Annotated in this window: 23 protein-coding genes; 14 read left to right on the forward strand and 9 right to left on the reverse strand. The window is 73.2% G+C overall.

Annotated features, from left to right (window positions below; translation table 11 throughout):
* Nucleotides 1-17 precede the first annotated feature (17 nt).
* Nucleotides 18-737: a GntR family transcriptional regulator gene (locus AB0L89_RS39635; protein WP_365152633.1), complete on the forward strand. Its 720-nt coding sequence runs from the start codon at nucleotides 18-20 to the stop codon at nucleotides 735-737.
* 7 nt (nucleotides 738-744) lie between these two features.
* On the opposite strand, the gene AB0L89_RS39640 is transcribed toward AB0L89_RS39635, so the two are convergent.
* Nucleotides 745-1296, reverse strand: a complete 552-nt coding sequence (locus AB0L89_RS39640) for a GNAT family protein (protein ID WP_365152577.1) — start codon at nucleotides 1294-1296, stop codon at nucleotides 745-747.
* Nucleotides 1297-1346: 50 nt separating this feature from the next.
* Here AB0L89_RS39640 and AB0L89_RS39645 point away from each other — a divergent pair, with 50 nt between their 5' ends.
* From AB0L89_RS39645 to AB0L89_RS39655, 3 genes are all read left to right on the forward strand, one after another.
* Nucleotides 1347-1931, forward strand: coding sequence for a TetR/AcrR family transcriptional regulator (locus tag AB0L89_RS39645; protein WP_365152579.1), 585 nt, complete (start codon nucleotides 1347-1349; stop codon nucleotides 1929-1931).
* Between the two features lie 76 nt (nucleotides 1932-2007).
* The gene (locus AB0L89_RS39650) at nucleotides 2008-2631 is read left to right on the forward strand and encodes a TetR/AcrR family transcriptional regulator (protein ID WP_365152581.1); all 624 of its coding nucleotides are present in this window, start codon (nucleotides 2008-2010) and stop codon (nucleotides 2629-2631) included.
* A gap of 30 nt (nucleotides 2632-2661) precedes the next feature.
* Nucleotides 2662-4344 (forward strand): acyl-CoA dehydrogenase family protein, encoded by a 1683-nt coding sequence (locus AB0L89_RS39655; protein ID WP_365152583.1) that lies wholly within the window; start codon nucleotides 2662-2664, stop codon nucleotides 4342-4344.
* A gap of 45 nt (nucleotides 4345-4389) precedes the next feature.
* Here AB0L89_RS39655 and AB0L89_RS39660 read toward each other — a convergent pair whose 3' ends face one another.
* The 3 genes from AB0L89_RS39660 to AB0L89_RS39670 all read right to left on the reverse strand — a co-directional run bounded on the left by AB0L89_RS39660 (nucleotide 4390) and on the right by AB0L89_RS39670 (nucleotide 7399).
* Entirely contained in the window at nucleotides 4390-5931 is a 1542-nt protein-coding gene (locus AB0L89_RS39660) for an AMP-binding protein (RefSeq protein WP_365152585.1), read from the reverse strand.
* A gap of 182 nt (nucleotides 5932-6113) precedes the next feature.
* On the reverse strand, nucleotides 6114-6680 hold the full coding sequence (locus AB0L89_RS39665) for a GNAT family N-acetyltransferase (protein ID WP_365152587.1): 567 nt from the start codon (nucleotides 6678-6680) through the stop codon (nucleotides 6114-6116).
* The gene (locus AB0L89_RS39670) at nucleotides 6677-7399 is read right to left on the reverse strand and encodes a TetR/AcrR family transcriptional regulator (RefSeq protein WP_365152589.1); all 723 of its coding nucleotides are present in this window, start codon (nucleotides 7397-7399) and stop codon (nucleotides 6677-6679) included. Before AB0L89_RS39670 ends, AB0L89_RS39665 begins: the two co-directional genes overlap by 4 nt.
* A gap of 156 nt (nucleotides 7400-7555) precedes the next feature.
* On the opposite strand from AB0L89_RS39670, the gene AB0L89_RS39675 reads away from it, so the two are divergent.
* Nucleotides 7556-8263: an NAD(P)H-binding protein gene (locus AB0L89_RS39675; RefSeq protein WP_365152591.1), complete on the forward strand. Its 708-nt coding sequence runs from the start codon at nucleotides 7556-7558 to the stop codon at nucleotides 8261-8263.
* A 1-nt stretch (nucleotide 8264) separates the two neighbouring features.
* Here the strand turns inward: AB0L89_RS39675 and AB0L89_RS39680 are convergent, their stop codons facing one another.
* Entirely contained in the window at nucleotides 8265-8810 is a 546-nt protein-coding gene (locus AB0L89_RS39680) for a PadR family transcriptional regulator (protein WP_365152593.1), read from the reverse strand.
* A gap of 328 nt (nucleotides 8811-9138) precedes the next feature.
* On the opposite strand from AB0L89_RS39680, the gene AB0L89_RS39685 reads away from it, so the two are divergent.
* Nucleotides 9139-10419 carry an MATE family efflux transporter gene (locus tag AB0L89_RS39685; protein WP_365152595.1) on the forward strand — a complete coding sequence of 427 codons (1281 nt, stop codon included), beginning with the start codon at nucleotides 9139-9141 and terminating at the stop codon, nucleotides 10417-10419.
* 15 nt (nucleotides 10420-10434) lie between these two features.
* On the opposite strand, the gene AB0L89_RS39690 is transcribed toward AB0L89_RS39685, so the two are convergent.
* Nucleotides 10435-11928, reverse strand: a complete 1494-nt coding sequence (locus AB0L89_RS39690) for a cytochrome P450 (RefSeq protein WP_365152597.1) — start codon at nucleotides 11926-11928, stop codon at nucleotides 10435-10437.
* A gap of 270 nt (nucleotides 11929-12198) precedes the next feature.
* Nucleotides 12199-12672, reverse strand: coding sequence for a carboxymuconolactone decarboxylase family protein (locus tag AB0L89_RS39695; protein ID WP_365152599.1), 474 nt, complete (start codon nucleotides 12670-12672; stop codon nucleotides 12199-12201).
* 193 nt (nucleotides 12673-12865) lie between these two features.
* On the opposite strand from AB0L89_RS39695, the gene sigJ reads away from it, so the two are divergent.
* On the forward strand, nucleotides 12866-13798 hold the full coding sequence (gene sigJ, locus AB0L89_RS39700) for an RNA polymerase sigma factor SigJ (RefSeq protein WP_365152601.1): 933 nt from the start codon (nucleotides 12866-12868) through the stop codon (nucleotides 13796-13798).
* 113 nt (nucleotides 13799-13911) lie between these two features.
* Here sigJ and AB0L89_RS39705 read toward each other — a convergent pair whose 3' ends face one another.
* Nucleotides 13912-14568: a GrpB family protein gene (locus tag AB0L89_RS39705; protein WP_365152603.1), complete on the reverse strand. Its 657-nt coding sequence runs from the start codon at nucleotides 14566-14568 to the stop codon at nucleotides 13912-13914.
* A 307-nt stretch (nucleotides 14569-14875) separates the two neighbouring features.
* Between AB0L89_RS39705 and AB0L89_RS39710 the strand changes: the two genes are divergently transcribed.
* The 4 genes from AB0L89_RS39710 to AB0L89_RS39725 all read left to right on the forward strand — a co-directional run bounded on the left by AB0L89_RS39710 (nucleotide 14876) and on the right by AB0L89_RS39725 (nucleotide 20032).
* Nucleotides 14876-15424, forward strand: coding sequence for an FABP family protein (locus AB0L89_RS39710; protein ID WP_365152605.1), 549 nt, complete (start codon nucleotides 14876-14878; stop codon nucleotides 15422-15424).
* Between the two features lie 75 nt (nucleotides 15425-15499).
* A complete protein-coding gene (locus tag AB0L89_RS39715; RefSeq protein WP_365152607.1) occupies nucleotides 15500-17311 on the forward strand; it encodes a hypothetical protein in 1812 nt (603 codons plus the stop codon).
* Nucleotides 17312-17430: 119 nt separating this feature from the next.
* Nucleotides 17431-19035, forward strand: a complete 1605-nt coding sequence (locus AB0L89_RS39720) for an AMP-binding protein (RefSeq protein ID WP_365152609.1) — start codon at nucleotides 17431-17433, stop codon at nucleotides 19033-19035.
* Nucleotides 19036-19252: 217 nt separating this feature from the next.
* Entirely contained in the window at nucleotides 19253-20032 is a 780-nt protein-coding gene (locus tag AB0L89_RS39725) for an SDR family NAD(P)-dependent oxidoreductase (RefSeq protein WP_365152611.1), read from the forward strand.
* Between the two features lie 31 nt (nucleotides 20033-20063).
* Here the strand turns inward: AB0L89_RS39725 and AB0L89_RS39730 are convergent, their stop codons facing one another.
* Nucleotides 20064-20618 (reverse strand): MarR family transcriptional regulator, encoded by a 555-nt coding sequence (locus AB0L89_RS39730; protein ID WP_365152613.1) that lies wholly within the window; start codon nucleotides 20616-20618, stop codon nucleotides 20064-20066.
* A 68-nt stretch (nucleotides 20619-20686) separates the two neighbouring features.
* On the opposite strand from AB0L89_RS39730, the gene AB0L89_RS39735 reads away from it, so the two are divergent.
* The 3 genes from AB0L89_RS39735 to AB0L89_RS39745 all read left to right on the forward strand — a co-directional run.
* Nucleotides 20687-21415, forward strand: a complete 729-nt coding sequence (locus AB0L89_RS39735) for an SDR family oxidoreductase (protein WP_365152615.1) — start codon at nucleotides 20687-20689, stop codon at nucleotides 21413-21415.
* Between the two features lie 178 nt (nucleotides 21416-21593).
* A complete protein-coding gene (locus AB0L89_RS39740; RefSeq protein ID WP_365152617.1) occupies nucleotides 21594-24974 on the forward strand; it encodes a molybdopterin-dependent oxidoreductase in 3381 nt (1126 codons plus the stop codon).
* Between the two features lie 125 nt (nucleotides 24975-25099).
* Nucleotides 25100-25813, forward strand: a 714-nt coding sequence (locus AB0L89_RS39745; protein ID WP_365152619.1) for an SAM-dependent methyltransferase, incomplete at its 3' end; no start/stop codon positions are given.

Consider the following 25813-nt stretch of genomic DNA (forward strand, 5'->3'; position numbering starts at 1 on the left):
AAGGGAACACCACCGCCATGGGCCACCTGTCACAGCGCGACCTCATCACGACCCGCGAGCGTCTGCGCGACCAGGTGGCCCACGCCCTGCGCGCGGCCCTGATCTCCGGTGAACTCAAGCCCGGCGAGGTCTACTCGGCACCCGCGCTCGCCGAGGAGCTCGGGGTCTCGGCGACGCCGGTGCGCGAGGCGATGCTCGACCTCGCCCGCGAGGGCATGGTCGAGCCCGTCCGCAACAAGGGCTTCCGGGTCACCGAGGTCAACGAACGCGACCTCGACCAGTACACGCAGATCCGCGCCCTCATCGAAGTCCCCATGATCGGCCTGGTCGCCCGCACCGCGGCCCGCGAGGACCTGGAGGCGCTGCGGCCGGTCGCCGAGGAAATCGTGCGCGCCGCGCGCGCCCACGACCTGATCGGCTACCTGGAGGCCGACCGGCGCTTCCACCTCTCGCTGCTCGCGCTGTCCGGCAACGACCGGCTCGTGGAGACCGTCGGCGATCTGCGCAAGCGTTCGCGGCTGTACGGCCTGACCGGCCTGGACGAGCGCGGCGAACTGCTGCCGTCGGCGGAAGAGCACCTGGAACTGCTCGACCTGATGCTGGCCGGGGACGCCAAGGGCGCCGAGAAGTGCATGTCCCGCCATCTCGGCCACGTACGCACCCTGTGGGCCGAGAGCGACCAGGAGAAGGCGCCGGCCAAGAGCACCCGCAAGCGCAGGCTGGGCGCGGCGCGCTGAGGGTCCGTCAGGCCTGACCGGTCTTCCACTCGTGGGCGAGCACCGCCCACATCTGCTTGTCGTGCCGGGCCCCCTCGTACGGCCAGGCCTCGCGACGCACGCCTTCGAGCGTCATGCCGAGCCGCTCGGCCACCGCGGAGCTGCGGTCGTTGTCGGCACGGCAGAGCCATTCCGCGCGATGCACTCCCCGTACGGTGAACGCCCAGTCCAGCAGGGTGCGGCACGCCCGCGTGACCAGCCCGTGCCCCTCGGCCGCGGGCTCCAGCCAGCAGCCGACCTCGCAGGTGCCGTGGGCGGCGTCGAAGTCCGTGAACATGACTCCGCCGACCAGCGTGCCGTCGAGCCAGATGCCGTAGAGGCGCGCGCCGTCCGCGGCCTGGCGCTCGGCGTACCGGCGCAGCGTGCCGCGCGCGCCGTCGACGCCCTCGGTGACGAATCCCGCCCCGACCCACGGCCTGATGTGCTCGCGCGCCCGGTCCAGATGGGCGGCGAACTCTTCGGCGTGCCAGGGCTCCAGCGGGCGCAGACAGGCGTCGTCCCGCAGCGGCAAGGAGAACAAGGTGACCCCACATTCACACAACAACTGTTATGGCTATGTACGGTAGCAGCATGCCACGTACCAAGGGTGATCACGAGGCGCGTCGCCGCGACGTCTCCGAGGCGGTCTGGCGGGTGATGGCCACGCGCGGCTTCGGCGGGCTGACGCTGCGGGCCGTCGCCGCCGAGCTCGACGCCACCACCGGCCTTCTCACGCACTACTTCCCCGCCAAGCGGGACCTGGTCCGGTACGCGCTCGACCTGCTGGCCGAGCGCACCGCCGCCCGCCCCCGGCCGACCGGCGCGGACGGCCTGTCCGCCGTGCGGGCCGCCCTGCTCGGCATCCTGCCGCTGACCGCCGAGGCCGCGGCGAGCAACCGCATCTGGGTCTCCTCCTGGGACACCGCGCTCGCGGACCCCGCCCTGAGCGACGACTACGCCGGCAAGTACGCGCAGAGCCGGGCGAAGCTGCGCGACCTGGTCGCCACGGCCCAGCGGCTCGGGGAACTGCCCGCCGGCGACCCGGAGCGCATCGCGGCCGGGGCCCAGTCCTTCGCGCTCGGCCTCGTCGTCCAGTCCCTGTTCGCTCCGGAGACCTTCACGCCCCAGCACCAGGCCGAGCTGCTCGACGACTATCTGACGTCCTTGACCGGCTGACGTCCTCGACCGGCTGATGCGGTCGGCCGCGACCACAGCTCTGGTGCGATGATCTGAATGATGGTTCACTTCTTGCATGGCCTACCGCAAGACCCCCGCCGAGCTCCAGCGCCTCGAAGCGACCCGCGAGCGTCTCGTCGCCTGCGCGACCGACGTCGTCGCCGAGGTGGGCTGGGCGCAGGCCTCGGTGACCGCGGTCGCGGACTCGGCCGGGATCGCGGCCGGTTCGGTGTACCAGCACTTCCCCTCCAAGGCGGCCCTCGCCGTCGAGGTGTTCCGGCGGGCCGCCGGGTGTGAGGTGGAGGTGCTCGGCGAAGTGCTGCACGGCCCCGGCACCCCGGTCGAGCGGATCGGCCGCGGCGTCGAGGTCTTCGCGCGCCGCGCCCTGGAGAACCGCGGCCTGGCCTACGCGCTGCTCGCGGCCCCCGCCGAGCCCGCGGTCGGCGCGGAGCGGCTGGAGTTCCGGCGCCGCTACCGCGCACTGTTCGCCGAGGTCGTCCACGAGGGCATGGCGACGGGACTGCTCCCCGCCCAGGACGGGGAGATCACCGCGGCGGCGCTCACCGGCGCGATCGGCGAGGTCCTCGTCGACCCGCTGGGCGGCCACGGGGCGGACACCGCCGACGGGCGCACCACCGACGAGCTGCTCGCCGAACTCACCGCCATGGCCCTGCGCTGTGCGGGCGCACCGCCCGCCTGACCGCCCGACCGCCCTCTCGGAGGAGACCCGATGACCGCGACGCCCGCACCTCCCACGACGCCCACGGCTCCCGCACCGAGCAGCCGCCCCGCCGAGACGCACCACGTCACCAACCAGGCACCGCCGTTGACGGGCCACGACGTCGCCGACGACCCGGTCCTGATCGAGGGCGTGCGCCGCGAGGGCGCCGCCTGGTACCTGGACGACCTGCACCGCATAGGCCGCCGCACGGGCAGCGAGGAAGTGCAGCGCTGGGCCGAGGAGGCCAACCGCCACGAGCCGGAGCTGCGCACCCACGACCGCTACGGCCACCGCGTCGACGAGGTCGACTTCCACCCGGCGTACCACGCGCTGATGGACGTGGCGATCAGCGAGGGGCTCGCGGGCGCCGCCTGGGCGGACGAGCGGCCGGGCGCGCACGTGGCGCGAGCCGCCGGGTTCATGGTCTGGAGCAGCGCCGAGTCCGGCCACGGCTGCCCGGTCTCGATGACGTACGCCGTGGTCCCCGCCCTGCGCCACTCCCCCGACCTCGCCAAGGCGTACGAGCCGCTGCTCACCAGCCGCGTCTACGATCCGGGACTGCGCGCCCCCGGCGACAAGCGCGGTCTGCTCGCCGGGATGGGCATGACGGAGAAGCAGGGCGGCACGGATGTGCGCGCCAACACCACCGCGGCCGTCGAACAGGGCGACGGGACCTGGCGGTTGCGCGGGCACAAGTGGTTCACCAGCGCGCCGATGAACGACCTCTTCCTGGTCCTTGCGCAGGCGCCGGGCGGGCTCTCCTGCTTCCTCGTCCCGCGCGTACTGCCCGACGGTAGCCGCAACACGTTCCGCATCCAGCGGCTCAAGGACAAGCTCGGCAACCGTTCGAACGCCAGCAGCGAGCCCGAGTTCGACGACACCGTCGCCTGGCTCGTCGGCGCCGAGGGCAAGGGCGTACGCACCATCATCGAGATGGTCACCATGACGCGTCTGGACTGCGTGCTCGGCTCCGCCTCGGGGACCCGGGCCGCGCTCGCCCAGGCCGCCCACCACGCCCGTCACCGTTCGGTGTTCGGCGCCGAGCTGATCGACCAGCCGCTGATGCGCAATGTGCTCGCCGACCTCGCCCTGGAGTCCGAGGCCGCGACCACGCTCGCGCTGCGCCTTGCGGGGGCGGCCGACCGGGCACAGCGCGGCGACGACGGGGAGCGTGCCTTCCTCCGCCTCGCCACGGCCGTCGGCAAGTACTGGGTGTGCAAGCGCCAGCCCGCCGCGGTGGCCGAGGCGCTGGAGTGCCTCGGCGGCAACGGCTACGACGAGGCGTCCGGCATGCCCCGCCTCTACCGCGACGCGCCGCTCAACGGCATCTGGGAGGGGGCAGGCAACGTGAACGCCCTCGACATGCTGCGGGCGCTGGCACGTGAGCCCGCGTCGTTGGAGGCGTTCCGTTCTGAGGTCGAGGCGGCGACCGGCGCCGATCGCCGACTGGACGCCGCCTGGCGGGAGTTGAGCGGCGAGCTGGTGCTGACCGAGGACGCGCCGCTGCGGGCCCGCCGGGTGGTCGAGCGCGCGGCGCTCGTGCTCCAGGGTTCGCTGCTCGTACGGCACGCGCCCGCCGCGGTGGCCGACGCGTTCTGCGCCTCGCGGCTCGCCGGGGACCAGGGGCTCGCCTTCGGGACGCTGCCGCCCGGCAGCGACTTCACGGCGCTGCTCGGGCGGCTGCCCGTCTGACGTACGCGCGGGGCGGAGGCACGCAGCGACGGGGCCGGTCCGGCGTCAGTTGACGCCCCGGCTCCGGCCCTTCCAGTACGGCTCCCGCAGCTTGAACTTCTGGATCTTTCCGGTGGCCGTGCGCGGGATGGCGTCGCGGAACTCGACGCTCGTCGGCGCCTTGTACCCGGCCATCCGCTCCTTGCAGTGGGCGATGATGTCCGCCTCCCCTGCGCTCGCCCCCTCCACGAGGACCACCAGGGCCTTGATCGTCTCGCCCCACTTCTCGTGCGGCACGCCGATGACCGCGACCTCGGCGACCGCCGGGTGGCTGAAGATCGTGTCCTCGACCTCGATCGACGAGACGTTCTCGCCGCCCGTGATGATGACGTCCTTCTTGCGGTCGGAGATGGTCAGCCGCCCGTCCGCCGCGTCGAGCGTGCCGCCGTCCCCGGTGTGGAACCAGCCGTCCTCCAGCGCCGCCGCGGTCTCCTCGGGCTTCTCCCAGTAACCGTCGAGCACGACGTTCGAGCGGGCCAGGACCTCGCCCGCGTCGGAGACCTTCAGGGTGACCCCGAGCGCGGGCAGCCCGGCGCGGGAGAGCTTGCGCGCCCGCTCCTCGGCGGGCAGGTCGGCGTCCGCGGCCCTGGTCCGGTTGAAGGTGAGCAGCGGCGACGTCTCGGTGAGGCCGTAGATCTGGGTGAACTCCCAGCCCAGTTCGGCCTCCACCCGCTGGATCATCCTGCTCGGCGGGGGCGCGCCCGCGCAGACGATCCGGACGCGGTCACGGCCCGGCACCTCGCCCTGCCAGGCCGTCGCCGCGTCGAGCACCGCGTTCCACACCGCGGGAGCGCCGCACATCAGCGTGACGCCGTGCTCCTCCACTCGGCGCAGGATCTCGGTGCCGTCGACCTTGCGGAGCACCACCTGCTTCGCGCCGAGCCCGGCCATCGCGTACGGCATGCCCCAGCCGTTGCAGTGGAACATCGGCAGCGTGTGCAGGTAGACGTCGCGCTCCCAGGCGCGGGTGTGGAGGCCCATGGTCAGCGCGTTGACCCAGATGTTGCGGTGGGTGAGCTGGACTCCCTTGGGGCGGGCGGTGGTTCCCGAGGTGTAGTTGATCGTCGCGGTGGCGTCCTCGTCGGGGTGCGCCCAGGGGCGCGGCTCGACGCCGAACCGCATCAGTTCGGTCTCGGTCCGCTCGCCGAGCACGAAGCGGTGAGGTGCCTTGACGCCCGACAGCGCGTCGTCCAGTTCCGGGTCGACGAGCAGGACCGAGGCGCCGCTCTGCCGTACCACGTACGCGACTTCCTCGGGGGAGAGCCGGAAGTTGACCGGCACGCAGATCCGGCCGCTCATCGGCACGGCGAACAGCAGCTCGAGGAGGCGGGCGGAGTTGTGGCTCACGACCGCCACCCGCTCGCCCTCGCCGACGCCCAGCGCGTCGAAGCCCGCCTGCCAGGCCCTGACGCGCTCGCCGAGGCGTCCGTACGTCGACTCCGGTACCGCGGGGCCGGGCTGCAGCGGCTCGTCGATCACGCCGGGGTCGGCGGCGAAGCCCAGCTCCGCCCGGTCGAGGAAGTCCATGACCGTCATCGGTGTCCGCATCGTTCTCCCCTGTTGTCCGGTGCTGTCGTCCGGTGCCGTCCTGAACCGCCGCTGGGCCGGTCCGGGAATCATCGGGTACTACCGTGCCCCACGGTGGCGCCGGTCAGACGGTCGAACGCGGGGGAAATCCCGGGCGCCATGCGCCTCCCGGCCCGCTGTTCTCCGCGGCGTCAGTCCACCGGTCAGGCCACCGGACGGTCCATCGGCCCGTCCACCGGTCCGTCCACGCGCCGGGCCAGCACCTGGCCCGGCCACTGTCCGGAGAGGAAACGTTCGGTGGGCGTGAAGCCGTTCCGCTCGTAGAACAGGACCAGTTCGCCCCCGCCGCCCGCCCAGCAGTCGACCCGCAACAGCCGCACGCCGGCCCGGCGGGTCTCCTCGACGGCGTGGGCCAGCAGCGCCGCCCCGATGCCGAGGCCGGTGTGCCGACGGTCGGAGACCAGCAGCCGGACGTACCGCTCGGGTTCCCCGGCCGGCGCGATCGGCAGTTGGGGGCTCGGCCCGTGGTCGAGGACGAGGGCGCCGGCCGGGGTGCCGTCCAGCTCCGCGACGTACGGGGCGTTCTCGGTCGTGTACCGCTCGACGCGTGCCGGTCCGTCCGGCGTCCTGGAGAACGGTGTGGTGCCCCACTGTTCGGTGTTGCCGCGGCCGTTCATCCAGGCCACGGCCGCGTCGAGCAGGTCCAGGATCGCGGGGGCGTCCGCCGGCCCGCCCGGCCTGATCCGCAGGTCGTGCGCGGCGCCGCTCACGAGGAGGTCCCCGGGCCGATGCCCCACACCCGGATGAGCTGGGTGAGTTCCGCGTGGAAGAGCTTGTCCGGGCTGGACGTCTGGGTGCGCAGGTGGCCGTAGACCTCCAGCGACACGAGTCCGTGCAGATGGCCCCAGATGCGCAGGGCGAGGGCGACGGCGGCGGGCGGCAGTTCCGGGAACGCGGTGCGCACCTTGTCGAGGAGTCCGGCGTCGAAGTCGGACCAGTCGAAGTCCTCGCCCTCGTAGAGGTGTCCGGCGTGGGGCCAGGCGGCGGCCGCGAGTGCGGCGAGGCCCGTGCAGACGCGGCGCGCGGCGTCCGGGGCGGCGCCGCCCGCGGGGGCGCGGTAGCCGGGCACGGGGTCGCCGTAGATCAGCCGGAAGCCCTCCGGGTTGGCCAGCGCCCAGGCGCGGAAGGCGTCGGCCCAGGCGCGGATGCGGGCGGCCGGGTCCTTGGCGGGGGCGGCCTCCCAGGCGGCGTCCACGGCGTCGGCGAGGGCGGTGTACACGTCCTTGACGAGCGCGGAGACCAGGTCGTCGCGGGTGGCGAAGTAGCCGTAGAGGGCGTTGGCGGTCATGCCCATCTCGCGGGCGATGGCCCGCAGGGTGATGGCGTCGGGGCCACCCGTGGCCATCAACTTCAGTGCCACGTCCTTGATCTCGGCCGTCGTCTCGGCCCGCAGCCGCTCGCGCCGCGCTGTGCTTCCCGTACTCGCCATTCGAGCACTCTACAGCGTCACCTTCCTTGGTCGCCGTATCCGAACTGTACGGCGTGCACCAAACTTCACGGCGTATAGTCACGGCCGTGAAGTCGCTCGCCGCCCATGGGTCGAGCCGACGCCACTCACCCATGCCCGCACGAACAGGGGAGAACCATGCACATCGGAGTCATCGGAGCCACCGGGACCATCGGCAGCAGGGTCGTCGCCGAAGCGCTCGAACGGGGCCACAGGGTCACGGCGTTCAGCCGTGACGCCACGCGGGCCGCGGCCGACGAGCAGCGCGACGGCATCACTTGGGAGAGCCTCGACCTCTTCGACCCGGCGGCCGTGGCCGCCGCCCTGCCCGGCCTCGACGTACTGATCAGCGGGTACCAGCCCGGCAACGCCGCCAAGGACTTCACGGACACCGTCACGCGCTCGATCGCCGACCCCACGGTCTACGCCACCGCGGCGCGGTCCCTGCTCAAGGCGCTGGAGAGCCGCCCCAGGACCCGGCTCGTCGTGATCGGCGGCGCCGGCAGTCTGGAGATCGAACCGGGGACCGTGCACGCGGACTCGGACGAGATCGTCCACCGGAGCCTCGACGGACTCGGACTGCCCCGGGAGTACGCGGCGGCCGTGCGCGGCCACCGTGACGCGCTGGACGTCCTGCGCCTGTCCGACCGGCTGTGGACCTACTTCAGCCCCGCCGAGGAGATCTTCCCCGGCGAGCGGACCGGCCGTTTCCGGATCGGCGGCGACCAGCAGGTCCTGGACGCCGAGGGCCGCAGCCGCATCTCGACGGAGGACGCCGCCGTGGCCCTGCTCGACGAGGTCGAACTGCCGCGCTTCGTCCAGCGCCGCTTCACGATCGGCTACTGAGTCACTCGGCTCCGGTGCGGTCCGGGCCCTCCAGGCTGCCGATCGCCTCGTCCAGCCACGCCTTCTCCTCGACGGTCGTGGCACGGGCGATGCGGAGCATGCCCTGGCGGAAGAGGTCCGGCGCCTCCTCGGCCCGCACCGGCTCGCCGTCGCGGTAGAAGAAGCTCGACGGGGCATCGAGGAAGTCCCGCCTGCGCCGCAGGACCGCGGCCTGTTCCGTCCGGTCGGGCAGGTGGCGCAGGAACGCCAGCAGGGCGAAGAAGCGCTGCCCGTCGGTGATTTCGGCGTCCTTGGGGTCGCGGAGCCTGGCGTACAGGTCACCGCGGCCCGCCTCGGTGAGGGACAGGGTCCTGCGGGGCGCGGCGCCACTGCCGGGTTCGGTGCGCTGGTCGACCAGGCCCGCCCTCACCAGGCGCGTGATCGCCGGATAGAGCGCCCCGTCACTGACCGGGCGGATGTGGCCGCTGAGGCTCTGGATGCGGGCCTTCAACTCGTATCCGTGCAGGGGCTCCTCGTGGAGGAATCCCAGAATCGACAGCTCCAGCATGTGCCGGACCACCCCTTCCCGCGCCCGCCCCATCGGGCCCTTGCCCGCCCTGTGCCGCCATGCTATCTCTTTTCGCTGTGCCTCGATTCGAGGTACAGCGAAAAGCGGGACAGGCGAGGGGGCGGCTGTGGGGGCAGCGGAACATGGGCGCGGGCGAGCGGAGCGGCGGCGCGGGCGGGCGGAACCGGGGCGCGGGGGCGTCCAGCCCGGGCAGGGGCACGTCCAGCCCGGGCGGCGGCGCGTGAATCCGGGACACGGGAGCGTCGGATCCGCGCGCGGCCCGGCGGACATCCCTCGCCCCACGCGGGCGGATCACCGGCGCAGACTCGTGTCACTCGCGTGCCCGGTCTACTTCGAGCTGCTCTCGGGGGTCATGGCCGGGATCATCAACATGATCTGGGTGGCCCGGCTGGGCGGCGCGGCCGTCGCCGCGGTCGCCGTCGCCACCAACGTCGAGAACCTGCTGCTCGGCGTCGTCCTCGTCGCGGGAGCAGGCACGACCGTACGGGTCGCACGGGCCAGCGGCGCACGCGACGGCGCGGCGGTGCGCTCCGCCGTGCGCGGCGGCTGGGTCCTGTGGGCGATGGTCACGCCGGTCGTCGCCATCGGCGGCCACGTGTGCCGCGAGCCGCTCGCCCGCCTCGTCCTCGGAGGCGGCGACGGCGCCGAACTGGCCCTCGCCATCGACTACTTCTCCATCGCGCTGCCGGGGATCGCGGTGTTCTTCGCGACCCATGTCGTCGACGGCATCCTCAAGGGCGCGGGCGACACCCGGACCCCGATGCGGCTCGCGGTGCTCGCGAACGGGCTGATCCTCGTGCTGGACCCCGTGCTCATCCTCGGGTGCGGGCTCGGCGTGCGGGGCGCGGCGATCGCCACGGTGCTGGGCCGGACGGCGGCGCTCGCCTGCGGCCTCGTGGCACTGCGCGGCAACACCGCGCTGAAGCGGGCGGCCGGGGCTCCCCCTGACCGGCGCGGATCTCTCCTCACCGACGCCCGCAGAACCGCCGCGACCGGCGTCCCCATGTCGGCCGACTTCCTCGCGCGGATGGCGGGCTCGCTGGCCCTCGTCGCCGTGGTCGCCCGGATCGGCGTCGACGAGCTCGCCGCGTACGGCATCGCGACGAAGGCCACGTACGTCGCGACCATGGCCTTCTACGCGGTACGCCAGGCGGCGGCCATCCACACCGCCCACCTGCTGGGCGCCGGGCGCGACGAACGACGGGCCGTCGGACGGCAGGCGCTGCTCGTCGCCGCCGCGCTCGGATTCGCGGCGACGCTGCTCCTGCTCGCCGCAGGCCCCTGGATCATGCGGGCCTTCGGCGGCGCGGGCGAGGTGGCCGAGGCGGGCGGGCTCTATCTCCGCTGTCTGGGCCCGTACTTGGTCCTCCTCTCCTGCTTCATCGCGCTGGGCGGAGTCTTCGAGGGCAGCGGCGCCTCCCCCGCCCTCGCGCGCATCACCGCGTGCGGCGTGGTGGCGCAACTGGCGCTCGCGTACGTCCTGTCGGGCTCGGGCCTGCCGGGCATCTGCGGCGCCATGGCGGTGTCCATGGCGCTGCAGTGCGCGGCGGTCGCGAGGATGTACCGGCGTGCCGGGCCCACCTCTTGACGCGAGGCCCGCTCCTCAGCGGCGGGGAACCATCGACAGGTTGTCCGGCTTGACGGTCACCACCGCCTGCGGTCGCGGCGCCGAGGAGCCCGGGGCGAGGGTGAGTCCGGGCCAGCTCCGGGCGATCGTGGCGAGCACGATCAGGAGTTCCGTCCAGGCGAAGGCCTCACCGATGCAGTTGCGGCGGCCGGCGCCGAAGGCCAGGAAGGACCCGCGTGTGGCCGCGTCGGGGCGGTCGCTCCAGCGGTCGGGGTCGAAGCGGGCCGGATCGGGGAAGACCGCGGGGTCGTGCTGGTGGAGATAGGGGCTGTAGACCACGTCCGCGCCCTCGGGTATGCGGTGGCCTCCGAGGGTGAGGGTGCGGGTCGCCGTCCGGGTGACCAGCCACGCCGGTCCGTACTGGCGCATGGACTCCTGCAGGATCGCGCGGGTGTAGGCGAGTTGGTCCAGGTGCTCGTGACGGAGGGGCCCTTCACCGCCGCAGACGGTCGCGAGCTCTTCCTGGAGGCGGTGCCGGATCCCGGGATCCTTGTCGATCTCGTACAGCGCCCAGGCCAGCGTGGTGCTGGTGGTCTCGATGGCCCCGGTGAGCAGCGTGATGGCCTCGTCCTGGAGCTGGCGCCGGGAGAGGGGCTCGGGGGCCGTGAGCAGGGTGTCGAAGAGTCCCGTGTCCGTGCCGGTGCGGGTGCCCGTGTCCTCGGCCGTTTCCGTGGTGGCGGCGTGCGGGCAGCGGGCCTCGGCCGGGTCGTCACCCCGACCGTTCGCCGCCGCGGGTGCGGACTTCTGTGCGTCCAGCGTCGCGGTGCGGTGGTCGATGGCCTGGTCGATGAGACGGCGCAGCCGCGCCACTCGCTCGGCGTGGGCGCGGTTGGCGGGCAGCGGGAGCCGGTTGACCCAGCCGGGCAGGATCGTCTGCCGGAGGGTACCCCGCATGATCGGCGGCATGAGCGCGAGGAACTCGTCCTGCAGATGCGCGGGCAGGTCCGCGCCGAACAGGGCGCCGAGGAAGGCCGCGAGGGTCAGCTCCGTCATGTCGGCGAGCGTGTCCCTGGGACCGCCCTCCGGCCAGGAGTCGACGATCTCCCGCACCTGCTCGATCATCACGTCGCCGCGGGTGGCTATGTGGGCGCGGTTGAACATGGGCTGCATCAGGCGGCGGTTCTTCATGTGCGTGTCGCCGTCGGCGACCGTCGCGAGCCCGTCGCCGAAGAAGACGCGGAGCGCGTCGATGATGCGCCCGCCCTTGGCGTAGTCCGCCGCGCCGGTGACCAGCACCTCCTTGGTGAGGGCCGGATCGGTCACCACATAGGCCGGGGTGCGGGCCAATCGTATGCGCACCACGGGTCCGTGCTCGCGCAGTGAGTCCATGAACGGCATTGGTCGCCGGAACAGTTGGAGGCCGTGGCCGATCAGCGGGAGGGCTCCGGGCGCGAGCGGGGTCGAGGCCGGGGCGGATGTGGGGGACGTGGTGGTGGCAGTAGTGGTGGAGATGCTGGGGGTGGCTGCCATGTGGGGGTCGTGCTCCTTGCTAGATGATCATTGGCGCACCATCCATGCCCATCTTCATGATCACGTACCCGTTGATCTCGTATCAGTGATCATGGCGACACCCCCCGGGTCCGGCCCGGCGCCGGGGACACCCCTCGTTGCCTGTGGGCCCCCGCCCCGAGCCTGCGCCGCGAGCGACGACCGGACCCCCGAACCGGTCGTCGCTCGCGTCCGTCAGTGTTCCTCGGCTCCGCCGGATCGGGTCGGGCGAATCGAGCCGGCTGGATCGGTTCAGCCGAACTGGCCGGGCTGGTAGGCGCCCGCGGGCTGCTGCGTGAGGACGTTCACGCGGTTGAGGGCGTTGATGACGGAGATGGTCAGCACCAGGGCGGAGAGCTGATCCTCGTCGTAGTGCTTGGCCGCGTCCGCCCAGACGTCGTCGGGCACGCCACCGGCCGTGTCGGCGATGCGGGTGCCCTCCTCCACCAGCGCGAGGGCGGCCCGTTCGGCCTCGGTGTACACCGTGGCCTCCCGCCACACCGCCACCAGGTGGAGCCGCTGGGCGGTCTCCCCCGCGTGCGCGGCGTCCTTGGTGTGCATGTCGACGCAGAATCCGCAGCCGTTGATCTGGCTGGCGCGGAGCAGGACCAGCTCCCGTGTCGTGGCCGGCAGTGTCGCGTCCGCGAGCACCATGCCCGCGGAGACGAGGTGCTTCAGGCCCTTGGCTCCGACGGGGTTGTTCTTGAAGTCGAGACGGGCATCCATGGGGATCTCCTCTGTGTCCGTGGATACGGGATGCGTTCGTCCAGTACGACGGGGCAGCCCGCCGGAATGTGAGGTCGTGACGTCACCTCACATTCCGGCGGGCTGTCCCGTCGTATGTGTGACGGAAGAACGTGACGCGAGAGCGCGTCGCGGGACATGACCGGCAGGAAGCGACCGAGGGAGCAGCGAGAGCATGACGACCCGACCCGAGCCACGTGACACCCGGTGCGACCAAGGCCTGGGCGCGATCATGAGCGAGCGGCGGCAGCTCATCAACCTCGCGTACCGGATGCTCGGTTCGCTGGCCGACGCCGAGGACGTCGTACAGGAGACGTACGCCCGCTGGTACGCGATGTCCGGCGCCCAGCGGAAGGCCATCGCCTCACCCGGCGGCTGGCTGTGGAAGGTGGCGAGCCGCATCTGTCTCGACCTGCTCGGCTCGGCGCGGGTCCGGCGCGAGAGCTACGTGGGCGAATGGCTGCCGGAACCGGTGCCCGACCAGGCGGAGTGGGAAGCCGGGCAGGCGGGCGGCAGCGCGGCCGACCCGGCGGACCGCGTCACGCTCGACGAGTCGATCAACATGGCGTTCCTCGTCGTACTGGAATCGATGACGCCCGCCGAGCGCGTGGCGTTCATCCTGCACGACGTGTTCCGCTACCCCTTCGCGGAGGTCGCCGAGATCGTCGGCCGGACACCGGTGGCCTGCCGCCAGTTGGCCTCCTCGGCCCGTCGCCGTCTCCGCGCATCGCCCACGCCGGCGACTCCGGCGGCCCGGCGCGCCTCGCTCGTCAGGGACTTCAAGCAGGCGTGGGAGGCGAAGGACATCGAGGCGCTGATCGGCCTCCTCGACCCCGACGCCACCGGTCTCTCCGACGGCGGAGGCCTGGTCGCCGCCGCGCCCCGCACGGAAGGCGGCGAAGAGATCGCCCGCTGGCTGATCGCCGTCATCGGGCTGGCCCCCGACCTCACGCTCCTGGAGCGCACGGTCAACGGCCAGCCGGGTCTGGTGGTCCAGCAGGCCGGTGCCACCAGGACCGTGGTGGCGTTCGACTTCGCGGGTGACCGGATCAAGCGGCTGTGGGCGGTGCGGAACCCGGAGAAGCTGCGGCCGTGGACGGCACCCTGAGAGCCGCGCGACGGCCGCCCGCCGACCGGCCGACTACCGGCCGACGTCCTGGCTGACGACCGGCCGACACCGTCGCGGGCCGGGCGTCCGGGCCTCATGCGCCGTGACGTGGGTCAATCGGCGGCGGTACCGGCGGCGGTATCCGCAGCGGCAGCGGTAGCCGCCTCCGCGGCAGCGGCCCGCTCCAGAATGCCCGCGACGACCTCCGACTTGGCGTCGGCATAGTTCTGCATGTACTCCCAGGTCTGCCGGGACAGGGTGCGCTTGGTGTCGGCGTAGAGCGTGCGGTCGCCGTCGTGGGTGCGCAGCCGGTCGCGGAAGAGCAGCATCCGGTCGATCTCGGGGCAGCCCGCCGGCAGGACGTGCAGGTTGACGGTCTCGGCGCTGTGGGCACGTTCGTCCGGGAACCGCTTGCGCAGGAGGCGGTGCTCGTACCAGTCCGGTTCGCGGATGGCGAGCGTGAAGCCGAGCGGTTCGAGGGCGGGGACATAGGCGGCTTCGTCACCGGAGTCGGGGACGATCAGGAGCATGTCGATGACCGGCTTGGCGGGCAGCCCCGGGACGGAGGTCGAGCCGACGTGCTCGATGCGGTGGTCGAGGACTCCGAGCCGCTCCCCCATCGACGCGGCCTCCGCCTCGAACACCCGCGACCACCGCGGGTCGTGCTCGCGCAGGGTGACCTGGCCGTTCAGCTTGGGGGCCGCGCCGAGGTTGGCCGCCTGGATCTCCTCGGTCGTCATGGAGACGCGTGAAATCTCCTGCTCGGGCACGGGGGCTCCTGTTCCTTGTGTTCCTTGTGTTCCTCGCGTGGGTCCGGATCGCCCCAGTAAAACAAAGGCCTGTCAGCTGGAACAACGGCCTGTCAGCCGAGCCGCGCTGTTCGCGACGCCGCGCCCCGAGCCGCGGCCGACCGGATCCGGAGGTGGCTCCGGCGGAGCCGGGGGCCGGCCCCGCACCACAGAGCCGGGGGGCAGCCCCGCACCACAGAGCCGGGGGGCAGCCCCGCACCACACTCCGTCAGAAAGTCCCTAGGCTGCCCTGCGGCCCCTTCACCCGAACCCGCCAGGAGCGCGCCCCGTGTTCAGCCCCGTACCGTCGCAGCCCTTCCCCTTCCCCGACAGCCGTCGGCCCGACCAGGCACCCGCGCCGCACCCGCTCCTCGCCCCCGTGCTCGGGTTCCTCGGCACCTGGAACGGCACCGGACACGGCGGATACCCGACCCTGGACGCCGACTTCGACTACGCGCAGGAGGTCACCTTCAGCCACGACGGCCGCCCCTTCCTGCACTACGAGGCACGGGCGTGGCTGCTCGACGCCGACGGCGCGCCGCTGCGGCCGTCGGCCCGCGAGAGCGGGTGGTGGCGGCTCCAGCCCGACGGCCGGGTGGAGGCCCTGATCACGCAGCCCACCGGCATCACCGAGATCGCCGTCGGGCAGGCCGCACAGGACACCGTCGACCTCCCCACCGACCAGGTGGCGCTCACCCCCACCGCCAAGACCGTCGACGCCACGCACCGTCGCTACACCCTGACCGGCGCCGACACCCTCACCTTCGAGCACCACCTCGCGGCCGTCGGCCGGCCGTTGCAGCACCACCTCACGGCCCACCTTCGGCGCACCGCCTGAGGAGCGCGGGCCGGGGCAGGCCGGGGCGCTTGCGGGGCAACTCGGAGCCGCATCCGTGGCCATAGGGTTGCCCGCATGGTGGAGGAGATCGACGACATCGACTGGGCCGCGCTGGAGCACGCGTACGGGACGGCGGACGACGTGCCCGGGCTGCTGCGGGCGGCCGGTTCGGCGGATGCGCGGGTCCGGGAGGACGCCGTCGAGGAGTTGTTCTCCTCCCTCTGCCATCAGGGGTCGGTCTACTCCGCGACCGTCGCCGCCGTGCCCTTCGTCGCGCGGCTCGCCCTGGACGGGACCGGTGACCGGCTGTCGATGCTGTGGCTGCTGCACGGCGCGGCGACCGGGTCGGGCCGCGAGTACCGGCAGGTGCGGCGCGCGGTGGCCGGGACACTGCCCACTCTGCTCGGTCTCGCGGCCGACGACGACCCGGCCGTGCGGCGCACGCTCGTGTGGCTCGTCGCCGCAGGCGAGGAGGCGTCGGTGCCGCTGCTCCCGCTGCTGCGGGCCCGGTTCGAGACCGAGGAGGACGCCGACGTACGCGCCGACCTCGTGACCGCGCTCGGGTTGCTCGACGTCTCCCCCGGCCCCCGCACGGCACGCAACCAGGCGCTGCTGACCGCTGCGGAGCCGGCGGTGCGCAGGGCCGCGGCCACGGATCTGCTGCGTACGGCACCGCTGCCGCTGTCCCCCGCCCTCGTGGAGTCCGCGCTCGACGCCCACGCCGCGTCGTCCGACGACGACTGCGCCCACCCCTGGCCGAGCGCGTACATCCCTTTCCAGGAACGCCTGTTGGACGACCCGGACGCGACACTGCGCGCCGTCGCGCGGGGAGCGCCGCTGGCCTGGGAACTCACCCAGACGTGGCGCGACCGCGAGCGCGCCGTCCTGCCCTGGCTCGCGCGGGCCGCCACGGACGCCGAGGACCTGTGCCGGGTGGCTCGTGTGGGTGCCGCGATCCCTGCGGGGGAGGCCGCGGAGCACTCCGCTTCCGTCCCGTGGCTCGCCGGCCATCTGCGGTCCGGCACTCCCGCCCTGCGCGTCGCTGCCACCCTCGTGGCCGTGCGGCTGCGCCTGTCCGACGCGCTCGACCTCGTCCTCCGGCTGATGGACGAACTGCCGGAAGAGGCGGCCTCCCTGCAACTGGTCCCGCTGGGCGCCCCCGGCGTGGCCGTGACCGCCGCGGTGGAGACGTTCGGCGCCGCCGCGGAGCCGGTGGCCCTGCGCGTGGCCACCGGGCCGCTCCGTACGGAGTGGCTGGACGTGCTCCGCCGCTTCCCCGCGCTCGCGGCCGACCGCGTCGACGATCTCGTACGCCTGCTGCCCGCGTCGGCCGACGTGCTGGCCGCACTCGGTCCCGCGGCGGGCCCGGTCGCGGCGCGGGCCCTGCGCGTACGGGCCGGGGCCGGTGATCTGACGGCGGCGCTCGCGCTCGCCCGGGTCGACGGCGACGCGGGGCCGGCGCTTGCGGCGGTGAGGGCATCGCCCGACGCCGTGGCGCGACGGACCGCGGCCGTCAGGGTGGCACGAGAACTCGGCTCCCCCGCCGCGGATCTGATGCCTCTCCTGGAGGAGCGGCTCAGCGCGCCGGCGCGGGAGAGCCGCGCGGACGCGGCCGCCGCCATCTGGCACGTCACTGGACGCGCCGACGACTTGGCACCGGTGGTCGCCGACCAGCTCGCCCGCCACGGCGAGTTGCACGAGCCGCACCTGGGGGCGCTGCGCACGCTCAAGGCCATGCGGCTCCTCCCCGAGGCCGCCCGCCCCGCGGTGGAACGCATCGCCGAGTCGCCCCGCCGCGTCATGTCCGGCTTCCCGTGCGACGGAACACCGCACCCGGACCTGGAGGCGCGTGAACTGGCGCGCGCTCTGCTGGCCTTGACCGGCTGACCGACGTGGCTCGTTGTGATCTTGCGGTGCCGTGAGGGTGGCGCCCTATCCTCGGCCGGGCTGTTCGTCATGGCGCGCGGACCCGTGGGCGCGTCCGGATCGAGGGGGTACGAAGCGCGATGCCGGTGTCCGAGCCACGGTTCCGCAACTATGTGGAGATCATTCTCGACGGTCTGGCCGACGGTCCCGGGCTGGAGATCCTGGTCAGCGGTGAACGGCGGCTGGAGGCCGCGGAGTTCCGCTCCCTGGTGTACCGGCTGGCACGCGCCCTGCGCGAGCGGGGCGTCGGTCCGGGCCGCACGGTGACACTGCTGTGCGGGAACCTGCCCGAGACGATCGCCGTGCGGTACGCGGTCAACCTGCTGGGCGCGCACTTCAACCACCTCTACAACCGACTCGCGGCGGACGTGCAGGCCCAGATGATGGCCGACGTCGAGACGTACGCCTTCGTCGTCGATCCGCGTCTCGCGGAGCGCGCCGCGCGGCTGCTGCGGAGAGTGCCGCCGGTGGAGCACGTCCTGGTCCTCGGGGACGCGCCGGACGGCTCGACGACGCGCGACGGGGTCACGGCGGACAGTCCGGACGGGGGCACGGCATGCGGGCTGGGCACTGACCTGCTCGCCCTGGCCGAGAAACAGCAGGACGCGCCACTGGCCGGTGCCGCGCGCCCCGAGGACCTGTGCTTCATCCGGCACTCGGGGGGAACGACCGGGCATCCCAAGGGAGTCCGGAGCACCTTCGGCCGGATGCAGGACAGCGTCGCCCGGACGCGGGAGCTGTTCAGCGGGGCGGGGCGGCGGGACCTCGTGTGCACGCCCCTGTCCCACGCCGCCGGGTTCATCGCGGACGGCACGCTCTCCGCGGGCGGCACGGTCGTGCTGCACTACGCGTTCGACCCGGCCGAGATCCTGGCCACGATCGCGCGCGAGCGGATCACGAACATGATGCTGCTGCCCCCGCTCCTGTACCAAGTGCTCGACCACCCGGACGCCGAGGGCACCGACACCTCCAGCCTCCGGCAGATCACCTACGGCGGCACACCCTCCTCCCCGGTCCGCATCGCCGAGGCGGTGCGCCGCTTCGGCCGCGTCCTGCAACAGGGGTACGGCCAGTTCGAGGCCGGGGCGGTGAGCGTGCTGCCCGCCGCCGAGCACGACCCCGACCGCCCGGACGTCCTGCGCACGGCCGGGCGCCCGGTGCCGGGCGTCGAGGTCGAGATCCGCGACCCCCACGACGTGGTGCTGCCCGCCGGTGGGGTCGGGGAGATCTGCGTGCGTTCGGACGGGACGATGGAGGGCTACTGGAAGGATCCCGCACTGACCGCCCAGGTCATACGGGACGGCTGGGTGTACACCGGCGACCTCGGCACCCTCGACGAGCGCGGTTACCTCACCGTCGTCGACCGGGTGAAGGACATGATCGCGGTGGTGGGCGGCCACGTGTACACCACCGAACTGGAGGACTTCCTGCACACCCACCCCGCCGTACGGCAGAGCGCGGTCTACGGCGTCAAGGGCGACGGCGGGTTCGAGCGCATCCACGTCACGGTCGTCACCGCCCCCGACGCCACCGTCTCCGTGGACGACCTGCGCGCCTGGGTACGCGAGGGCAGGGGCCCGATGTACGAACCCGACCGCGTCGACTTCACCGACGCCCTGCCGCTCACCGACGCGGGCAAGCCCGACAAGAAACGTCTGCGCGCCGAGGCCACCGCCCGGGGGTGACCGCCGGCCGTCCCGCCAGCCCCGCGCGCCCGCGGGTCCGACCGGGGTCCCGCCACGCTGCTCCGGGCGGGCACGAACGAGGGCATTCTCGACGACGCGGCGCCCATGGCGGAGCGTGCGCGCGAAGCCGGTGTGACCGTGGTCCCGGGCACCACCGCCGACGCACCCCGCGTCCCGCGGCCCACGCCGGTGCCCTCGACGCATGGGAGCAGCCCTCATGAGCAACCTCGCCCTCGTCACCGGGGCAACCTCCGGGATCGGCAAGGCGTTCGCCCAGCGGCTGGCCGCCGACGGGTACGACCTGGTCGTCGTCGGACGGCGTCAGGAGCGCCTGGCGGAGTTCGCCGCCGCGCACCCCGAGATCGAGGTCCGGCCGGTCGTGGCCGACCTGTCCACGGACGAGGGCATCGACGGGCTCGCCCGGATCTGCGCGACCGAGCCGCTGACCCTGCTGGTCAACAACGCGGGCGTGTCCCACTACATGCCGCTCGCCGACCTGCCTGCGGACAAGGCCCGCGAGCTGGTCGACGTGAAGGTCCTCGCGCCCACCCAGCTCATGCGCGCCGCGGTGGGCGGGATGGTCGAACGCGGCCGGGGCGCCATCATCAACGTGGCGGGCATGATCGCCTTCAGCGGCCCCGCGCCGCATGAGCAGATGCCCCGCCGTGCCGTCTACGCGGGCACCCTCGCCCACCTCGTCGCCATGTCGCAGGCGCTCAGCGCCGAACTCGAAGGCACCGGCGTGCGGGTCGAGGTCGTCTGCCCCGGCGTCGTGGCCACCGAGTTCCACGAGCGCCAGGGGCTCGACCTCAGCGGCGTCCCGCGCATGAGCGCCGACGACGTCGTCACCGGCGCGCTGCGCGGTCTGGAGCTGGGCGAGGTCGTGTGCGCGCCCGGCGTCGAGGACGCCACGCTCCTCGACGAGGTCTTCCGGGCCCATCTCGCCGCCTTCGCCGGCCAGAGCCCCGAGCTCGCCTCCCGCTACCGCGCCGGCTGACGCCGCCCTCCTCCCGCACGGAGACCGCCGCTCAGTCCTCCTGCCCCACCTGGGTCAGCCGGTCGTCCCCGAGCCGGCGCTGCACGTCGTCGAGGAGCAGCGCGAGCAGTTCGGTCAGGCGGGCCTGCTGTTCCGCGTCGAGGCCGGTGATCAGGTCCGCCTCCCTGCCGAGCACCTGGTCCACCGTCGCCTCGACGAGGGCGTGGCCCGCCTCCGTCAGCGTGACCAGGACCGTGCGGGGGCGGCCCTCGCCGGGGCTCCGGGTGACCAGGCCCTCGCGTTCGGCGCGGGCCACCCGCTGGGAGACCGCGCCCGCGGTGACCATGGAGCGCCGGCCCAGCTCGCGGGTGCTCAGGGTGTAGGGGGCTCCGCCGCGGCGCAGCACGCTGAGCAGGTCGAGGGTCGCGGTGTCCACGCCTGCGCGGGCCAGGACCCGCCGCCGGTCGTCGCCGAAGAGCTTGGCCAGTTGCCAGATCGGCGTGACGATCCCGATCGACGTGGCCGGGGTGCCGGGGCGCTCACGCTCCCACGCGGCCGCGATGTCCTGCGCGCTGTGCACGGCCTTCTCGTCGAAATCCCTTGCCACGGTCCACCCTCCCAGTGCTACGTTCAGATCTAAATTTAGACCTCAACGGACCCTTCGGAGCGCATTCTATGACACGCACCATCCTGGTCACCGGCGGCGGCACGGGCATCGGCCGCGCGACGGCACGGCACTTCGCCGAGCAGGGCGACACCGTGTTCGTCACCGGCCGCCGCGCCGAACCGCTGGAGCTGCTCGCCAAGGAGACCGGTGTACGGGCCCTGGTCTGCGACCACACGCTGCCCGACGCGCTCACCGCCCTCCTGTCCGCACTGCCCGAGCGGATCGACGTCCTGGTGAACAACGCCGGCGGCAACACCGACTTCGACACCGAGGCACCGGCCGACCTCGCCGCCTACGCGCGGACCTTCCGCGCCAACCTGGACGCCAACCTCCTCACCGCCGCGCTCACCACCAAGGCCCTGGAGGACCGGCTCGCGGAAGGCGGCGCCGTCGTGCACGTGGGTTCGATCGCCGGCGCCGCGGGCTCCGGCTCCTACGGCTCGTACGGCGCCTCCAAGGCCGCGCTCACCACCTGGAACCTCGACCTGGCCCGCATCCTGGGCCCGCGCGGCATCACCGCCAACGTCGTCGCGCCCGGATACATCGCCGACACCGAGTTCTTCCGCGACCAGCTGGCCGACGAGCGCCGCGACCGGCTCGTGGCCGCCACCTCGACGGGCCGCGCCGGTTCCCCCGAGGACATCGCGGGCACGATCGCCTTCCTCGCGTCCCCCGCGGCACGGCACATCACCGGCCAGGTGCTGCACGTCAACGGAGGCGCGCTCCCCACCCGCTGAGCCACGCCCGCATGGCACGGGACCCACGGCCCGCCCGTGTCATGCGGCACACCGTTCGCATCAGTGCCATACGTCCCACGGAAGGGGACCATCGGCGGCCGGGCCCGGGGCCACGAAGGCGTGCAATGGAGGGGGAAGCACACGACAGGGACGCCGACCGACCGTCCGGAGGCACGTGATGACCGAGGAGAAGCGGGGCTTCTGCACGCTCTGCAAGTCCCGTTGCGGCGCGGTGTTCACCGTGGAGGACGGCAGGATCACCGGCGTCCGGCCCGACCCGGAGCATCCGACGGGTGCGGCGATGTGCCCCAAGGGACGCGCGGCGGCCGAGATCGCCCACAGCAGCCGACGGCTGACCACGCCGCTGCGGCGCACCCGCCCCAAGGGCGACGCCGATCCCGGCTGGGAACCGATCTCCTGGGACGCGGCCCTGGACGAGATCGCCGAGCGGCTGCGGGTCATCGCCGAGGAGAGCGGTCCGGAGGCGGTCGCCTTCGGGGTGGCCACGCCAAGCGGCACGATGATCTCCGACGCCACCGAGTGGATCGAACGGTTCGTACGCCGCTTCGGCAGCCCCAACACCGTCTACAGCGCCGAGATCTGCAACTGGCACAAGGACTTCGCGCACGCCTTCACCTTCGGCTGCCCCCTGCCCCCGCCGGACTACGCGCACGCCGACCTCGCGGTGCTGTGGGGCTTCAATCCGGCCAAGACGTGGCTCGCCCAGTCCGCCGCCCTCTCCGCCGCCCAGGCGCACGGCACCCGGCTCGCCGTCGTCGACCCGCGCCGCTCCACCAGCGCCCTGCGCGCCGACCACTGGCTGCGGGTGCGCCCCGGCACCGACGCCGCGCTCGCCCTGGGCCTCGCCCACCTCCTCATCGAGGACGGCACCTACGACGAGGGGTTCGTGCGCGCCTGGACCAACGCGCCCCTCCTGGTCCGGCTCGACGACGGACGCTTCCTGCGGGCCGCGGAGGTCGTGACGGACGCCGAGGGTTTCGTCGTGTGGGACGAGCGGGCCGGGGCGGCCGACGTCCTGGACACCGCCCGCGCCGCCGTCGCCCCGGAGCGGTTCGCGCTGCGCGGCGTCCACCGCGTCCCGCTGCGCGACGGCACGAGCGTGGCGTGCGTACCGGCGTTCGAGAAGTACGCGGAGGCCTGCGCGCAGTGGCCCGTCGAACGCGTCGCGGCCACCACCTGGATCCCGGAGGCGGAGATCCGGGCGCTGGCCGCCGCGATCGCGGCGGCCCGTTCGGTGACGTACTACGGCTGGACCGGTGTCGGGCAGAGCGCCAACGCCGCCCAGACCGAACGCGCCCTGGCCACCCTGTACGCGCTCACCGGCTCCTTCGACGCGCCGGGCGGGAACCGTCTCGCCCCCGCCCCGCCGTACCGTCCCGCCTCCACCGCCGCCGATCTCGCGCCCGCCCGGCGGGCCAAGGCGCTCGGCCTGGACAAGCACCCGCTGGGACCACCCGCCTCCGGCTACATCAACGCCGGCGACCTGTGCCGGGCCATCGAGGAGCACCGGCCGTACCAGGTACGGGCCCTGGTCGGCTTCGGCTCCAACCTCGTGGTGGCACAGCCCGGTTCGGACCGCACCGCGCGTGCTCTGCGCGCCCTGGACTTCCAGGTGCACCTCGACCTGTTCATGAACCCCACCTGCGCGAGCGCCGACATCGTGCTGCCCGTCAACAGCGCGTACGAGCACGAGGCGCTGCGCTTCGGCTTCGAGATCGGGCGACGGGCGCAGGAGCAGGTCCAGCTGCGGCCGCGGATCGTCGACCCCCTGCCCGGCACCCGCTCCGACACCGAGGTCGTCTTCGCGCTGGCCGCCCGCCTCGGGATGGGTGAGGAGTTCTTCCACGGCGACATCGAGGCGGCCTGGGACTGGCAGCTGGCGCCGCTCGGCCTCACCACCGAGCGGCTCCGCGCCGCGCCCGGCGGCGTACGGGTGCCCCAGCCCGACGTCGAACGCCGGTACGCGGCCACCGACGCCGAAGGCCGTGTCACCGGCTTCAACACGCCGACCCGGCGCGTCGAGCTGTACTCCCAGCGCCTCCTGGACCACGGCTACCCCGCCGTCCCCGAGCACCACGAACCCGCCGCGCCCGACGCGTCCTTCCCTCTCGTGCTGACCTGCGCCAAGCACGGCTACTACGTCCACAGCCAGCAGCGCGCCGTCTCCTCGCTGCGCCGCCGCGCCACCGACCCGTGCCTCGACCTGCACCCCGAGGCCGCCGCCGCCCGTGGCATCGGCGAAGGCCAGTGGGTGGAACTGGCCACCCGGCTCGGCGCGATCCGGCTGCGCGCCCGCTTCGACGACTCGCTGCACCCCGGTGTCGTCGTCGGCGAGTACGGCTGGTGGCAGGACGCCCCCGACCTCGCCCTGCCCGGCGCCGACCCCCTCGGCGCGTCCGGCAGCAACTACAACCGTCTCGTCGACCACACCGCCACCGACCCGCTCAGCGGCTCCACGCCGCTGCGCTCCCTGGCCTGCGAGGTCCGCCCCACGACCGCGGACGGCACCTGGTCGGGCACACGGACCTTCACGCTGTCCGCGCTGCACGACAGCGCCCCGGGCATACGCACCCTGCGTCTGGAGCCCGTCGACGGCGGCCGTCTCCCCGATCACCGCCCCGGCCAGCACGTGACCGTGCGCTCGGGCGCGCCGGACGCCCCCGAGGGCACGCGCGCGTACTCGCTGACCGGCCCCGCCATCGACCCGGCGCGTACCGCCTACGAACTCGCCGTGCGCCACCTCCCGGGCGGCGCCTTCTCCCCGTACGTCCACCGACGCCTCAAGGTCGGGGACCGTCTCGAACTCACCGCGCCCGGCGGCGTCTTCGGCATTCCCACCGACACCGACCACCCGGTCGTCCTGCTCGCCGGCGGCATCGGCATCACCCCGTTCCTCGGCTACCTGGAGACCCTCGCCGCCACCGGCGGCACCGTGCCCGAGGTCGTCCTCCACCACGGCGTCGCGGGCGTCGCCGACCACCCCTTCCGCGAGCGGCTGCGCGAGCTGGAACGCCGGATCGACGTCCTGCGCGTCCACACCCACTACGCGGCCCTCTCACCCGCCGACACTCCCGTCCGTGACGGCGACCGACGCGGCTTCATCACCGCCGACGACCTCGATCCCGGGCTCGTCGAGCGCAGGGCCCGCTTCTACCTGTGCGGCCCCGAGCCCATGCTCGTCTCCCTCACCGACGGACTGCGTTCGCGCGGGGTGCCGCCCTTCGAGATCTTCAGCGAGCGGTTCCGGGCGGCCCCGCGCACCGTCGACGTACCCGAGGACGCGCGTTTCACCGTGCGTTTCGCGCGCTCGGGCCGCGAGCTGACCTGGACCGGGCCCGCGGGCACCCTCCTCGAACTCGGCGAGCGGGCCGGGGTGGCCATGCCGAGCGGCTGCCGCGTCGGCCAGTGCGAGAGCTGCGCCTGCACGGTCCTGGAGGGCCGGACCGCGCATCTCGTCGACCCCGGTGACGACCTGCCCGACGACACCGTTCTCGCCTGTCAGGCGATCCCGGCATCGGACGTCGTGCTCGACGCGTGAGGCCCCTGACGGGCCCGCGGCACACGGGCGGTCCCGGACACCTGAACAGGTGTGCGCAGCAATACCGTTGGGCGTAGGTTGTGCGATGAACAGTTCACGCCACGGCGGAAAGACGGGCCCCTGTGATGACCGACCACTCCACGACGTCCGATCCGGCGGCGCAGCAGAAGATCGACACGTCGGTGCCGCACTCGGCGCGGATCTGGAACTACTGGCTGGGCGGCAAGGACAACTACCCCGTGGACGAGGCGGCCGGAGACGCGTACAGCGCCGTCTTCCCCGGCATCGTCACCGTCGCCCGCAGCAGCCGCGCCTTCCTGCGCCGCAACATCAGCCACCTGGTCAACGAGGCCGGCATCCGGCAGTTCCTGGACATCGGGACCGGCCTGCCGACCGTCGACAACACCCATGAGGTCGCCCAGCGGCTCGCCCCGCACGCCAGGATCGTCTACGTCGACCACGACCCGATGGTCCTCACGCACGCGCGCGCCCTGCTGACGTCCACGCCGGAGGGGGCGACCGCCTACGTCGACGCCGATCTGTCCGACCCCGACCGCATCCTGACGGCCGCCGCCGAGACGCTGGACCTCAGCCGCCCCACCGCGCTCATCCTCAGCAACATCCTCGGCCACATCGCCGACTACGACCAGGCACGCTCCATCGTCGGGCGCCTGATGGAGGGCCTGCCGTCCGGCAGCTACCTGTCGATCAACGACGGTTCGCGGGGCACGGACACCGCCTACGAGCAGGCCCAGGACAGCTACAACGCGTCCGGCGCCATCCCCTACTTCCTGCGGCCCGTCGACCAGATCACGGCGTTCTTCGACGGCCTGGAACTC

The organism is Streptomyces sp. NPDC052114 (assembly GCF_040680155.1).
In the GTDB taxonomy this organism is placed as follows: Bacteria; Actinomycetota; Actinomycetes; order Streptomycetales; family Streptomycetaceae; genus Streptomyces.